We start from the raw sequence: 12,802 nt of genomic DNA, 5'->3' as shown, positions 1-12,802 counted from the left end.
GGGAGCGGAGGGCGGAACCGGCCGACGGGGTCGGGCGGCGGGGCCGGGTCCTACAGGTCGGGGCCGTCCCCGGGCTCCTCCTGGTAGGAGTAGCGCTGCTCCCTCCAGGGGTCGCCCAGGTTGTGGTAGCCGCGCTCCTCCCAGAAGCCGCGGCGGTCGGCCACCATGTACTCCACGCCGCGCACCCACTTGGGCCCCTTCCAGGCGTACAGGTGGGGCACGATCAGGCGGACCGGGAAGCCGTGCTCGGCGGTGAGCTGCTCACCGCCCTTGTGGGTGGCGAAGATCGTCCTCGCGTCGGCGAAGTCGTCCATCCGCAGGTTGGTGCTGAAGCCGTACTCGGCCCAGACCATCACGTGGGTGGCCTCCGGGGCCGGGGGCGCCAGCTCCAGGACGGTGGACGTGGAGACCCCGCCCCACTCGACGTCGAGCATGCTGAACTTGGTGACGCAGTGGAAGTCGCCCACCACGGTGGTGTACGGGAGCGCCGAGAACTCCTCGTGGTTCCAGCAGTGCTTGCCCCCCGAGGCGGTGGCGCCGAACACCCGGAACTCCCACCGCTCCGGCCGGAACCGGGGCACGGGGCCGTAGTGCAGCACCGGCCAGCCCCGCTGGAGGCGCTGGCCGGGTGGCAGTTCTCCCTGTCTCCGTCCGAGCGCTTCCGGCTGATCCATGCCTCCATGGTGACAGACGGCAGGGCGTGCTGCGGACCACCGGGAAACCCCTCAGAAGCATCGAATCACCCATACCGTGATGAGTGCGCACTTACTGGACCTTGTCCGGTTTTCGGTGCGAGGATGCGCACACCTTGCCGACCACCCCGAGAGGACGGACGCGCCATGCAGGGCGATCCCGAGATCATCGAGTTCCTGAACGAGCAGCTGACCGCGGAACTCACGGCGATCAACCAGTACTTCCTGCACGCGAAGATGCAGGAGCACAACGGCTGGTTCAAGCTCGCGCGCCACACCCGCGCGGAGTCCTTCGACGAGATGCGGCACGCCGAGGTCCTCACCGACCGCATCCTCTTCCTGGAGGGCCTGCCCAACTACCAGCGGCTGTTCCACGTGCGGGTGGGGCAGACGCTCACCGAGATGTTCCGGGCCGACCGCGAGGTGGAGGTCGAGGCGATCGACCGCCTCAGACGCGGCATCGAGGTCATGCGGGCCAAGGGCGACATCACCTCGGCCAACATCTTCGAGGGCATCCTCGCCGACGAGGAGCACCACATCGACTACCTCGACACCCAGCTGGAGCTGGTGGAGAAGCTGGGCGAGCCGCTCTACATCGCGCAGCAGATCGAGCAGCAGACCCCGGAGAGCTCCGGGGCCTGACGGGGAACCCCGTCACGGGTCCTGATCGCGGGTCCCGGCCGCGGGTCCTGGTTGCGGCGCCCGCTCCGGGGCGCCGTACGCTCAGGCGGCGGCGCGTCCCGCCCGCGGGAGGGCCTCCGCCGCGGTCCGGGCCCTCTCGCCCGGGGCGGCCTCCGCGACCGCGGCCACCGCGGCCCGGCGGGGCCCGGCCCCCCGGCCCAGCAGCGCCTGTATCCGGCGGACGCAGCCGCCGCAGTCGGTGCCGGCCCTGCAGGAGGAGGCGATCTGCCGGGGCGTGCAGGCACCGGCGGCGGCGTGTTCGCGCACCTGCTCCTCGGTGACGCCGAAGCACGAGCAGACGAACACGCGGCTCACCCCCGTTGCGGGTAGAAGCGGAACCCCTCCGTCCGATGCGGTGAGGTATGCCTTACCTTAACTCGCTCGGCGGTGCGGGAAAAGCCCGCGGGGCGCGGATCGGTGTGATCCGCGCCCCACGGGTCCGTCCGGGTTCACTGCCCGCGGTACATCTCCGCGACGAGGAAGGCCAGGTCGAGGGACTGGCTGCGGTTGAGCCGGGGGTCGCAGGCGGTCTCGTAGCGCTGGTGCAGGTCGTCGACGAGGATCTCGTGGCCGCCGCCCACGCACTCGGTGACGTCGTCGCCGGTCAGCTCCACGTGGATGCCGCCCGGGTGCGTGCCCAGGGCCTTGTGGACCTGGAAGAAGCCCTTGACCTCGTCGAGCACGTCGTCGAAGCGGCGGGTCTTGTGGCCGCTGGCGGCCTCGAAGGTGTTGCCGTGCATCGGGTCGCACACCCACACCGGCCGCGCGCCCGAGGCGGTGACCTTCTCCACCAGTTCCGGCAGCAGGTCGCGGATCCTGTCCGCGCCCATCCGGGTGATGAAGGTCAGGCGGCCCGGCTCGCGCTCGGGGTCCAGCCGCTCGATGAGGGCCAGCGCGTCCTCGGCCGTGGTGGTCGGGCCGAGCTTGACCCCGATCGGGTTGCGGATCCGGGAGGCGAACTCGATGTGCGCGCCGTCCATCTGCCGGGTGCGCTCGCCGATCCACAGCATGTGGCCGGAGACGTCGTACAGGTTCCCGGTGCGCGAGTCCACCCGGGTCAGGGCGGACTCGTAGTCCAGGATCAGCGCCTCGTGGGAGGCGTAGAACTCCACGGTGCGGAACTCCTCCGGGTCCACCCCGCAGGCGTGCATGAAGTTCATCGCGTTGTCGATCTCGCGGGCCAGCGCCTCGTAGCGCTGCCCCGACGGGGAGGACTTCACGAAGTCCTGGTTCCAGGCGTGCACCTGGCGCAGGTCGGCGTAGCCGCCGGTGGTGAAGGCGCGCACCAGGTTCAGCGTGGACGCCGAGGCGTGGTACATGCGCTTGAGGCGCTCCGGGTCCGGGATCCGGGCCGCCTCGGTGAACTCGAAGCCGTTGACCGAGTCGCCCCGGTACGACGGCAGCGTCACCCCGTCGCGGGTCTCGGTCGACTTCGAGCGCGGCTTGGAGTACTGGCCGGCGATCCGCCCGACCTTGACCACCGGGACGGAGGCCGCGTAGGTCAGCACCGCCCCCATCTGCAGGAGCGTCTTGAGCTTGTTGCGGATCTGGTCCGCGGAGACGGCGTCGAACGCCTCCGCGCAGTCGCCGCCCTGCAGCAGGAACGCCTCGCCACGGGCGACGGCCCCCAGGCGCGCGCGCAGCTGGTCGCACTCTCCGGCGAAGACGAGGGGCGGATACGACTCGAGGTCCGCGATCACATCACGCAGAGCCCCGGAGTCGGGCCACTCGGGCTGCTGCGCCGCGGGAAGGTCTCGCCAGGTGTTGCCACCGGCTGTGGTGTCAGCGTTCACGGTCACGAGTCCCACATTACGGGGCGAAGTCCGATCCTCTGAGAGGCGCCCAGTGGGTGAGACGGATGTCCCACCGTCGCCGCACGCGCCCCGGGCCCGGCCGGCATGGGCTAGGGTTGCCGCATGTTCGCGCCGCAGACCGCCTCCTGGTGGTGGACCGCCCTCCCGGCGGCCCACTGATCGCGCGTACCCGTAATCACCGCGAAGGCCGCCCCGAGGGGCGGCCTTCGGCGTTGCAGGCCGGTCCGTCCCTCCGCGGAAGACAACCCCGCCCCGGAAGGACACCTCCCGCCATGGACCTCGACCGCCCCGCAGCCGCCCCGGCACCCGCGCACACCCCCGGCGGCACGCCCCCCGGCGACGCCCCCGCGCCCGGCGACGCCCCCGCACCCGGCAGCGCCCCTGCGCCCGGCGGCGGCACGGCCGCGGCCACGGCCACGGCCGCCGGGATCGTCGCCCGGCTGCTCGCCCCCGGCGCCCCTCCGTTCGCCCTGCTGCGCCGCCGGCCGCCGGGCAGGGAGGCCGGCGACGTGGTGGAGGTGCTGACGGGCCCGGTCCGGGAGGTGGAGCGGCTGGCGGACATCCCCCTCCCGGGGCGGGGAGCCGCGGCCGGCCCCGGCACGGACGCGCTGGCCCTGGTCCCCTTCCGGCAGATCCGCGAACGCGGCTTCGACGTGCGCGACGACGGCACGCCGCTGGCCGTGCTGCTCCCCGACGAGGTGCGCGAGGTGCCGCTGGCGGAACTGCTCGGGGCGCTGCCCCGGCTGGACGTCACGGTCGAGGACGGCGCCTTCGACATCGGCGACGAGGAGTACGAGGACATCGTCCGGCGGGTGGTCGAGGACGAGATCGGCCGCGGCGAGGGCGCCAACTTCGTGATCCGGCGGACGTTCGGGGGCACGGTCCCCGGCTACGGGCCGGCCCGGGCGCTGTCGCTGTTCCGCCGGCTGCTGGAGGGCGAGCGCGGCGCGTACTGGACGTACGTGGTGCACACCCCGGGGCGCACGCTGGTCGGCGCGAGCCCCGAGGTGCACGTGCGGATGTCCGGCGAGACCGTCGTGATGAACCCGATCAGCGGCACCTACCGCTACCCGGCCGGCGGGCCGGACGCCGACGGCCTGCTGGCCTTCCTCCACGACCCCAAGGAGATGGAGGAGCTGACCATGGTCGTCGACGAGGAACTGAAGATGATGTGCACGGTCGGCGACCTCGGCGGCCAGGTGGTGGGCCCCCGGCTGAAGGAGATGTCCCACCTCGCGCACACCGAGTACGAGCTGCGCGGGCGCAGCACCCTGGACGTGCGCGAGGTGCTGCGGGAGACGATGTTCGCCGCGACCGTCACCGGCTCGCCGGTCCAGAACGCCTGCCGGGTGATCGAGCGCCACGAGCCCGGGGGCCGCGGCTACTACTCGGGGGCGCTGGCGCTGATCGGACGGGACGCGGGCGGGGCCCAGACCCTGGACTCCCCCATCCTGATCCGCACCGCGGACATCGCCCCGGACGGCGCGCTCCGGGTGGGGGTCGGCGCCACCCTGGTGCGCCGCTCCGACCCGGCCTCGGAGGTCGCCGAGACGCACGCCAAGGCCGCGGGGGTGCTGACGGCGCTGGGGGTGCGCCCGGCACCGGGAGGCCCCGCCCGCCCCGGGACGCCGGGCCTGGCCGACGACATCCGGGTCCGGGCCGCGCTGGACGCCCGGCGGGCGAACCTGGCCCCGTTCTGGCTGCGGATGCAGGACCGCCCGGCACCGGTGGCGGCCCCGGACACCGACGGGCGCGGCCACGCGCTGATCGTGGACGGCGAGGACACCTTCACCGCGATGCTGGCCCACCTGCTGCGCTCCACCGGCCTGGAGGTGACGGTCCGCCGCTTCGACGAGCCGGGGCTCCGGGAGGCCGCGCTGGAGCACACCGGGCCGGTGGTGCTGGGCCCCGGCCCCGGCAACCCGGCGGACACCGCCGACCCGAAGATGCGCCTGCTGCGCGCGCTGGCCGCCGAACTGGTCGGCGGGCACCGCCACGGGCTCCTCGGCGTGTGCCTGGGGCACGAGCTGATCTCCGCCGAGCTGGGGCTGGACATCGTGCGCAAGGACGTCCCGTTCCAGGGCGCGCAGGAGCGGATCGACTTCTTCGGCCGCCCCGAGACCGTCGGCTTCTACAACACCTACACCGCGCGGTGCCGCGAGGAGGTCGTGGAGGAGCTGGCGATGCACCGCGTGGAGGTGTGCCGGGACCCGGCGACGGGGGACGTGCACGCGCTGCGCGGCCCGGGTTTCGCCGGGGTGCAGTTCCACCCCGAGTCGGTCCTGACGGTCAACGGGGTGACCCTCGTCGCGGAACTGGTGGCGCAACTGGCGGCAGTGTGACCCGGGGCCGGTGACGGCCCGGGCGCCGGGCCCGGCATCCCGGCCCGGCGCCCGGGCCGGACGGCGCGTCAGTCCCCGTCCAGGCCGCGCTCGATGGCGTAGCGGACCAGTTCCACCCGGTTGTGCAGCTGGAGCTTGCCCAGGGTGTTCTGGACGTGGTTCTGCACCGTGCGGTGGGAGATGACCAGGCGCTCGGCGATCTGCTTGTAGCTCAGGCCCTTGGCGACCAGGCGCAGGACCTCGGTCTCCCGGTCGGTCAGGCGCGGCGCGGCCGGGTCGTCGGGCCTGCCCGGGGCGGGGTCGGCGGCCAGCCGCCGGTACTCGCCCAGGACCAGGCCGGCCAGGCCGGGGGTGAAGACCGGGTCGCCGGCGGCGGTGCGCCGCACCGCTTCCACCAGTTCGTCGCGCCCGGCCGACTTCAGCAGGTAGCCGGTGGCACCGGACTTGACCGCCTCCAGCACGTCCTCGTGCTCGCCGCTGGCGGACAGCACGAGGACCCGCGGCGAGGAGTCCTGCCCGACGAGTTCCCGGCAGACCTGCACGCCGGGCATGCCCGGCAGGTTGAGGTCCAGGACGAGGACGTGCGGCCGGACGGCACGGGCCCGGCGCACCGCCTCCGGCCCGTCCCCGGCCGTGGCCACCACCTCGTAGCCGGCCTCGTCGAGGTCCCGGGCGACCGCGTCCCGCCACATGGGGTGGTCGTCGACCACCATCACCCGTACCGCCCCCGCCGGCGCCGCGGCTTCCCGCGCCGTGCTCGAGTCCGGCCCCGTCATCGTGTCGCTCCTCGTCCGTCCGGCGTCCGCCCCCGCGGGGCGCCGTGTCCCGTTCCCGGTCCCCCGCCCCGCGCACGGCGCGGGACGCGCATCTCGACCTCCGCGCCCTGGCCGGGCACGGAGAAGAACTCGGCGCTGCCGCCCAGGTCCCGGAGCCGGCCGCGGATGGACTGGGCGACGCCCAGCCGTCCCTCGGCCTCCGCCGCCGCCAGCCTCCCCTCGGGGAACCCCGGCCCGTCGTCGCGCACGCTCACCAGCACCTCGTCCGCCTCCTCCTCCACGAGGATCCAGGCGCTCGCCCGCTCCCCCGCGTGCCGGCGGACGTTGTCCAGGGCCGCGCCGACCGCGGCCGCGACCTCGCGGGCCGCGTGCGCGTCCAGCATCACCGGGGCGACCGGGCCGGCCAGCGACACCTTCGCCCCCGCCAGCGGCCCCAGCAGGGCGCGCAGGTCCTGCTCCCCGCCACCGGCGCCGCCGGTGCTCCCACTGCCGGTGCTCTCCCCGCCGGTGCTCCCGCCGCCGGTGCTCTCCCCGCCGGTGCTCCCGCCGCCGGTGCTCTCCCCGCCGGTGCTCCCGCCGCCGGTGCTCCCGCCGCCGGTGCTCCGGCGTGCCGAGGAGGCCGGGGCGGGGGTCCGTCCGGGCGGCACGGCCGGTGCGGCCGGCGCCGGACCGGCGGTGACCAGGGTGCGCAGCGCCGCCTCCTGCTCCCCCGCCATGCGGCCCAGCTCCGCCGCCTCGCCGCCGATCTCGTTGCCGCGCCGCTGCACCATCGCCAGCACCTGCAGCACGCTGTCGTGGATGTCCCGGGCCAGCCGCTCCCGCTCGCGGGTGGCCGCCTCGATCTGCAGGGCCCTGGCCAGGGTGCGCTCGCTGGCCCGGGCCAGTTCGATCATGTAGCCGACGGCGGCGCTGGCGACGAACAGCAGGATGATGTTGTGCAGGTTCCGCTCGGTCACGTCGCCGCGCTCGACGACGTTGCAGACGCCGACCAGCACCGAGGCGGCCGCCCCCCAACGCCACCCGCCCTTGATCGCGTAGGCGAGCACGGAGCCGGCCGCCCAGATCGTGGGGAGCGTCGCCTGGCCGGCGGCGATCCGGTCCTGGCTGTCCAGCACGGAGGTGAGCAGGATCCCGGAGAGCGCGAGCGACAGGTCCGCGACCAGGAAGGGCCGGGTGCAGCGCTCGGAGGACGCCACGCGGTCCAAAGTCGCCAGCGTCCAGGCGGTCAGGACCGCGATGTAGGCCCAGCCCCCGATCGGGTGCTCGTACTCCTCGTAGGCCACCGCGTAGCGGAAGACCGCGTAGGCGAGCGCGAGCAGCCGGAAAGCGATCAGGGCGCGCCACAGCGGCTGCTCGATCGACATCCCCGGGCTCCCGCCCCCTGCGCCCAGTACCCGCCGCACTATGCGCGAAGCCACTGTCCCCCCTCCTCGGCCCCCTGCGGGCCCCGGGTCTCAGCCCCCGGGACGCCCGTCCTTCTCGTCCGGCGTTCCCGCCTCCCCGCCGGCCTTCGCCCTGGCCTCCGCCTTGGCCCTGGCGGCCTCGGCCTTGGCGGCCTCGGCCATCTGCCGCTTGGCCGCGGTGGCGTAGATGTCGACGTACTCCTGGCCGGACAGCTTCATGATCTCGTACATCACCTCGTCCGTCACCGAGCGCAGGATGAACCGGTCGTTCTCCATGCCCTGGTAGCGGCTGAAGTCCAGCGGCTTGCCGATGCGGATGCCGGGCCGCATCAGCTTCGGCAGGAGCTTGCCGGGCGGCTGGATCTTCTCGGTGTCGATCATGGCGACCGGGATGACCGGCGCGCCGGTGGCCAGCGCGATCCGCGCCAGGCCGCCGGGCTTGCCCCGGTAGAGCCGCCCGTCGGGCGAACGGGTGCCCTCGGGGTAGATGCCGAACAGCTCGCCCCGCTCCAGCACCTCGATGCCGCTGCGGACCGCCGCGTCGCCGGCGCCCCTGCCGCCGGAGCGGTCGACCGGGAGCTGGCCGACGCCCTTGAAGAAGGCCGCCGTCAACTTCCCCTTGATCCCGGGGGAGGTGAAGTACTCCGCCTTGGCGATGAAGGTGACCTTGCGGTCGAGCATCGCCGGGAAGAAGAAGGAGTCGGAGAAGGAGAGGTGGTTGCTCGCCAGGATGGCGGGCCCTTCCTTGGGGATGTTCTCCAGCCCCTCCACCCACGGACGGAAGGTGACCTTGAGAAGCGAGCCGAGTGACAGCTTCATCGCGCCGTAGAACAACCGAGGACCTCCTGTGTCTGACGGCATAGACCCTAGCCGGGGATCGGCCCGCGGTGTGCGTGCGGCGGCGCCGCCGTCAGGACTTACCGAGCAGGGAAGTCTACGCGTACTGTTCAGTTACCGTCCGAGTGAAGAGGAGCCGACGAGTGCCGCTCATGCCCGGAGCCGAGCCGTTCCACCACGCGGGGGGCGAGGTCGGCGTACTGCTGGTCCACGGTTTCACCGGTACCCCCCAGTCCATGCGGCCGTGGGCCGACCACTTCGCCGAGCGCGGCCTGACCGTCTCCCTCCCCCTGCTCCCCGGGCACGGCACGCACTGGAAGGACATGCAGGTCACCGGCTGGCAGGACTGGTACGCCGAGGTGGACCGGGCGCTGCGCGAGCTGCGCCGCACCTGCACCCGGGTGTTCGTGTGCGGCATGTCGATGGGCGGCGCGCTCTCCCTGTACCTGGCCGCCCGGCACGGCGACGACGTCGACGGCGTCTGCCTGGTGAACCCCTCGGTCAAGGCGGACAGCCACCTGCTCAAGGCGCTGCCGGTCCTGCGCCACCTGGTGCCGTCGGTTGCCGGGCTGATCGGCGACATCGCCAAGGAGGGCGAGCGGGAGGTCGGCTACGACCGGACCCCGCTGCACGCGGCCCACTCGCTCGCGCAGTTCTGGCGGATCGTCCGGGACGCGCTGCCGCAGGTCACCCAGCCGGTGCTGTTGATGCGCAGTGCGGTCGACCACGTGGTCGACCCGTCCAACTCCGACCTCGTCATGGCCCGGGTCTCGTCGGCCGACCTCACCGAGGTCGTGCTGGAGCGCAGCCACCACGTGGCCACCCTGGACCACGACGCCGGTCTGATCCTCGACCGCAGTTGGGAGTTCGTCCGGCGGCTGGCGCCGGGCGCGGGCAAGGACGGGGTCACGAGTGGCGGAGCATGACCCGGAGCGGGAGGAACCGGTGACCGGGGAGCCGGACCGGAGCGAGGACGCCCGGCCGGAGGACACCCCGTCGGAGGACGCCCGGCCGGAGGACGCCGGCCACGGGAAGGCGGGCCCCGGGGACACCGGACACGGGAAGGCGGGCTCCGGGGAGGCCCGGCCGCCGCTCGACGAGGACGCCGCGTGGAACGCGCTGGTGAAGTCCTTCGACGCGGCGCCGGAGCCGGGGGCGCACCCGTGGCCGGACGCCGAGGACATCGGGCAGTCACCGCAGGAGGCCGCCGACGGCGGACCGGACGGGAACGGGCCGGACACCGGCGGGCCGGACGGGAACGGGCCCGCCGGGGACGGCGGGAAGAAGGACGGCGGCGGGGCGGTCGGACTGCTCGACGGCCGCTGGACGGACGCCGCCCGCAGCATCGCGGTCGGCGCGCAGAGCGGCCGGTCCCCGGGCCCTCGCGACTGGGAGGCCGCCGGGGAGGACGACGACGAGGGGCACTTCGTCCCGCCGGAGCCCCCGCCGCTGCCTCAGGCCGACACCACCACGAAGTTCGCCTGGCTCGGCGCGCTCGGCGGCCCGCTGCTCCTGCTGGCCTTCGTGGTCCTCCGCCAGCCGCTCACCTGGTGGGCGACGCTCCTGGGCGTCGGCGGCTTCCTGGGCGGTTTCGGCACCCTGGTCGCGCGGATGCAGGACCGGGACGACGACGACCACCCCGACCCGGGCGGCGGCGCCGTCGTCTGAAGGCCGCTGCGGGCCCGTACGGCCGGTACGGGCCCGCACCGGCCCCGCCCCCCTCTCCCCGCGGTCAGCGGGGGAAAGGCGGGACGCGCAGGGCGGCGAGCACGGGACGGTGGTCGCTGGCGGCCTCGAGGTCGGCCCCGGTGACGCCGGGCAGGCCCACCGGGACCCCGCACCCGAGGACCTCGATACCCGGGCCGGCGAACACCCCGTCGATGCGCTGGTGGGGGTTGCGAGCGGTGGAGGTGTACTCGCCGCCCCACGGCCGGACCGCGTACGCGTCCTGGAGCTCCCCGGCGAGTCGGCGCCAACTGCGCCCGCCGGGCCGCTCGTTGATGTCGCCCGCAACGACGGTGTGCGGGACCCCGGTGGCCGCCGAGTGGGCGAGCAGCGCCTCCGCCTGGCGGAGGCGCTCGGGGGCGCTCAGGCTCAGGTGGCAGGAGGCCACGGCGAGCCGGGCTCCCCCGACGCGCACCACCGCGGTGGCCAGACCGCGCTGGTGCAGGCCCGGCGTGCGGGGCAGCAGGACGTCCTCGGTGCTCTCGACGTGCACGCGCAGCGAGGACAGCAGCAGCGGGCCCGCGGCGGTCGCTCCCCCGGTGACCACGACCAGCCCCGACTCCCGGGCCAGCCGGGCCGCGTGCTTGCGCCAGCGGAAGAACCGCGGGGCCTCCTGGACGCAGACCAGGTCGGGCGCGCAGGCCCGGATCACCCGGGCCAGGGCCGCGGTGTCGTCGCGCATGGAGCGGATGTTGTAGCCGAGGACGCGGACGACCGCGGTGCCGTCGGGTTCGGTGCCCGACGGCGGGAGCGGGAACGGGGACGGGGGGACGGCGGCCCGGGCCGTGCCGGCCGGACCGGCCGTGCCGGCACCGGGGTGCGGTCGGCCGCCGGTCCGGTCGGGTGCCACGGGCGCGCCGTCCTCGTCCGTCAGCCCTGGCGGGCCAGGTCGGCGGCGCCGACCAGGCCGGCCCTGCCGCCCAACTGTGCGACGAGCACCTGGGCGTGCGGCCGGTAGCGGCCTCCCACCAGCCAGCGGCGGAACGACTTGCGGATCGGCCCGAGGACGAGTTCGCCCTCGTCCGAGACGCCGCCGCCGACGATGAACGCCGAGGGGTCGAAGAGCGAGGCCAGGTCGGCCAGGCCCGCGCCGGCCCAGCGGGCCAGCTCCCGGAAGGAGTCGACGGCCACCGGGTCGCCCTCGCGGGCCGCCTGGCTCACGTGCTTGCCCTCGATGCCCTCGGGGGTGCCGTCCCCGAGGGAGAGCAGCCGCTCCGCGTTCTCCGGGGTCGCCGCCGCGCGCTGCCGGGCGTAGCGCACGAGCGCCCGGCCGGAGGCGTACTGCTCCCAGCAGCCCTGGCTGCCGCAGCCGCACAGCAGGCCGTCCGGGACGACCCGGATGTGGCCGAACTCCCCGGCCACGCCGAACCGGCCGCGGTGCAGCCTGCCGCCGATGATGATGCCGCCGCCGAGCCCGGTGCCGAGGGTGATGCAGACGACGTCGTCGTGGCCCACGCCCGCGCCGAAGCGGTACTCGCCCCAGGCTGCGGCGTTGGCGTCGTTCTCGACGACCACGGGGAGCCCGACGCGCTGCTCGACCTTGTCCTTCAGGGCCTCGTTGCGCCAGTCGATGTTGGGGGCGAACAGCACGGTGGCGCGCTTGTCGTCGACGTAGCCCGCCGCGCCGACGCCGACGGCCTCGACCGCGTGGCCGGCGCTGACCGCGCGCACCGCCTCCGCGATGGCGTCGACGACCCCCTCCGGGGTCGGCGGAGTCGGCACCGTGCTCGTCTCGAGAATCCGGCCCTCTTCGTCGACGACGCCGGCCGCGATCTTGGTGCCACCGATGTCGACACCGATGGTGAGTCCCATATGTCCCTCAGTCATTCGGTCGTTCCCCGCTGTGCAGCCACCGTACCGGGCCGGGCGGGGTTTCCCGCGCCGAAGTCAGTCGAGATCGATGTGCTCGCCGCGGCTCCCGCCGCTCCCCTCCGGCCGGCCGTTCCCTGCGTCGCTTTCCGCGGTGCCCGCGGTGCCGCCCGCCGTCCAGCGGTACTCCTGCCGCTGGACGGCCGCACGGTAGGCGGAGAGCAGTTCGGAGCCCGCGGCGGCGAGGTGCTCGAAGACGTCCGGGTTCCGCTCCCGGACGGGCCCGACCGCCGACTTCACCTGGCCGATCAGGTTCTGCGCGGCGCTCTGCGCGGCGGCGCCGAAGGCCGGGCCGCCCAGCTCGCCGAGCTTGCCCGCCACCGCCTCCGCCAGCCTGCGCAGTTCCTCCGCCGCGCTGCCCGTCCCGGAGCCGGGGCCCGCCCGGCGGGCCTTCTCCCGGGCCAGGTCCTCGGCGCAGGCCGTCGCCCAGGCGTCGGAGTCGGTCTCGGGCTCGGGGTGCCGCGGACCGGCGAAGGGCTCGTCGCGGGGCTCCGGGGCTTCGCTCATGGTGGACTCCAGGGGCGGCGGAAGGGGGCCTCTCCGACGTTACCGGAACGGCACCGGTCGTTCAGCGGTACGGGGCAGGCGCCGGCCGGCCCGCGCGGCCCCTCCACCGGAACCGGGGCGCCGGGGCCGGCCCGGGGCGGCGCAGGGGCGGGGGCG

Annotated in this window: 13 protein-coding genes; 4 read left to right on the top strand and 9 right to left on the bottom strand. The window is 74.5% G+C overall.

Annotated elements, in window-relative coordinates; translation table 11 throughout:
• Positions 1–50 precede the first annotated feature (50 nt).
• Positions 51–674: a sulfite oxidase-like oxidoreductase gene (locus GQS52_RS20785; RefSeq protein ID WP_182314857.1), complete on the bottom strand. Its 624-nt coding sequence runs from the start codon at positions 672–674 to the stop codon at positions 51–53.
• 165 nt (positions 675–839) lie between these two features.
• Between GQS52_RS20785 and bfr the strand changes: the two genes are divergently transcribed.
• Positions 840–1,334: a bacterioferritin gene (gene bfr, locus GQS52_RS20780; protein ID WP_182314856.1), complete on the top strand. Its 495-nt coding sequence runs from the start codon at positions 840–842 to the stop codon at positions 1,332–1,334.
• An 81-nt stretch (positions 1,335–1,415) separates the two neighbouring features.
• Here the strand turns inward: bfr and GQS52_RS20775 are convergent, their stop codons facing one another.
• Together GQS52_RS20775 and GQS52_RS20770 are read right to left on the bottom strand one after the other, a co-directional pair.
• Positions 1,416–1,688 carry a (2Fe-2S)-binding protein gene (locus tag GQS52_RS20775; protein WP_259370887.1) on the bottom strand — a complete coding sequence of 91 codons (273 nt, stop codon included), beginning with the start codon at positions 1,686–1,688 and terminating at the stop codon, positions 1,416–1,418.
• A gap of 134 nt (positions 1,689–1,822) precedes the next feature.
• Positions 1,823–3,172 carry a 3-deoxy-7-phosphoheptulonate synthase class II gene (locus tag GQS52_RS20770; RefSeq protein ID WP_182314855.1) on the bottom strand — a complete coding sequence of 450 codons (1,350 nt, stop codon included), beginning with the start codon at positions 3,170–3,172 and terminating at the stop codon, positions 1,823–1,825.
• Positions 3,173–3,459: 287 nt separating this feature from the next.
• Here GQS52_RS20770 and GQS52_RS20760 point away from each other — a divergent pair, with 287 nt between their 5' ends.
• Positions 3,460–5,529 (top strand): anthranilate synthase family protein, encoded by a 2,070-nt coding sequence (locus GQS52_RS20760; RefSeq protein WP_182314854.1) that lies wholly within the window; start codon positions 3,460–3,462, stop codon positions 5,527–5,529.
• Between the two features lie 68 nt (positions 5,530–5,597).
• Here GQS52_RS20760 and GQS52_RS20755 read toward each other — a convergent pair whose 3' ends face one another.
• From GQS52_RS20755 to GQS52_RS20745, 3 genes are all read right to left on the bottom strand, one after another.
• The gene (locus GQS52_RS20755; protein ID WP_182314853.1) at positions 5,598–6,305 is read right to left on the bottom strand and encodes a response regulator transcription factor; all 708 of its coding nucleotides are present in this window, start codon (positions 6,303–6,305) and stop codon (positions 5,598–5,600) included.
• Positions 6,302–7,669 (bottom strand): DUF5931 domain-containing protein, encoded by a 1,368-nt coding sequence (locus tag GQS52_RS20750; protein WP_182316609.1) that lies wholly within the window; start codon positions 7,667–7,669, stop codon positions 6,302–6,304. Before GQS52_RS20750 ends, GQS52_RS20755 begins: the two co-directional genes overlap by 4 nt.
• Positions 7,670–7,759: 90 nt before the next feature.
• On the bottom strand, positions 7,760–8,542 hold the full coding sequence (locus tag GQS52_RS20745; protein ID WP_182314852.1) for a lysophospholipid acyltransferase family protein: 783 nt from the start codon (positions 8,540–8,542) through the stop codon (positions 7,760–7,762).
• A 146-nt stretch (positions 8,543–8,688) separates the two neighbouring features.
• On the opposite strand from GQS52_RS20745, the gene GQS52_RS20740 reads away from it, so the two are divergent.
• Positions 8,689–9,471: an alpha/beta fold hydrolase gene (locus GQS52_RS20740; protein ID WP_182314851.1), complete on the top strand. Its 783-nt coding sequence runs from the start codon at positions 8,689–8,691 to the stop codon at positions 9,469–9,471.
• Positions 9,458–10,213, top strand: a complete 756-nt coding sequence (locus GQS52_RS20735; protein WP_182314850.1) for a hypothetical protein — start codon at positions 9,458–9,460, stop codon at positions 10,211–10,213. Before GQS52_RS20740 ends, GQS52_RS20735 begins: the two co-directional genes overlap by 14 nt.
• Positions 10,214–10,277: 64 nt before the next feature.
• Here the strand turns inward: GQS52_RS20735 and GQS52_RS20730 are convergent, their stop codons facing one another.
• The 3 genes from GQS52_RS20730 to GQS52_RS20720 all read right to left on the bottom strand — a co-directional run bounded on the left by GQS52_RS20730 (position 10,278) and on the right by GQS52_RS20720 (position 12,646).
• Positions 10,278–11,120, bottom strand: coding sequence for an endonuclease/exonuclease/phosphatase family protein (locus tag GQS52_RS20730; RefSeq protein ID WP_259370886.1), 843 nt, complete (start codon positions 11,118–11,120; stop codon positions 10,278–10,280).
• Between the two features lie 20 nt (positions 11,121–11,140).
• On the bottom strand, positions 11,141–12,082 hold the full coding sequence (locus GQS52_RS20725) for an ROK family glucokinase (protein WP_182316607.1): 942 nt from the start codon (positions 12,080–12,082) through the stop codon (positions 11,141–11,143).
• Between the two features lie 75 nt (positions 12,083–12,157).
• Positions 12,158–12,646, bottom strand: coding sequence for a DUF5304 domain-containing protein (locus tag GQS52_RS20720; protein ID WP_182314849.1), 489 nt, complete (start codon positions 12,644–12,646; stop codon positions 12,158–12,160).
• Positions 12,647–12,802: the final 156 nt, after the last annotated feature.

Source organism: Streptomyces sp. SCUT-3 (assembly GCF_014083985.1).
Taxonomy (GTDB): Bacteria; Actinomycetota; Actinomycetes; order Streptomycetales; family Streptomycetaceae; genus Streptomyces_H; species Streptomyces_H thermolineatus.
Note: the sequence above shows the minus strand (reverse complement) of the source record. Positions and strands in the feature narration are given on the sequence as shown.

Excerpts from the sequence above, each read along its gene's own strand:
- GQS52_RS20785 (WP_182314857.1), bottom strand. The coding sequence starts at position 674 with ATGGATCAGCCGGAAGCGCTCGGACGGAGACAGGGAGAACTGCCACCC.
- bfr (WP_182314856.1), top strand. The coding sequence starts at position 840 with ATGCAGGGCGATCCCGAGATCATCGAGTTCCTGAACGAGCAGCTGACC.
- GQS52_RS20760 (WP_182314854.1), top strand. The coding sequence starts at position 3,460 with ATGGACCTCGACCGCCCCGCAGCCGCCCCGGCACCCGCGCACACCCCC.
- GQS52_RS20755 (WP_182314853.1), bottom strand. The coding sequence starts at position 6,305 with ATGACGGGGCCGGACTCGAGCACGGCGCGGGAAGCCGCGGCGCCGGCG.
- GQS52_RS20750 (WP_182316609.1), bottom strand. The coding sequence starts at position 7,669 with ATGTCGATCGAGCAGCCGCTGTGGCGCGCCCTGATCGCTTTCCGGCTG.
- GQS52_RS20725 (WP_182316607.1), bottom strand. The coding sequence starts at position 12,082 with ATGGGACTCACCATCGGTGTCGACATCGGTGGCACCAAGATCGCGGCC.
- GQS52_RS20720 (WP_182314849.1), bottom strand. The coding sequence starts at position 12,646 with ATGAGCGAAGCCCCGGAGCCCCGCGACGAGCCCTTCGCCGGTCCGCGG.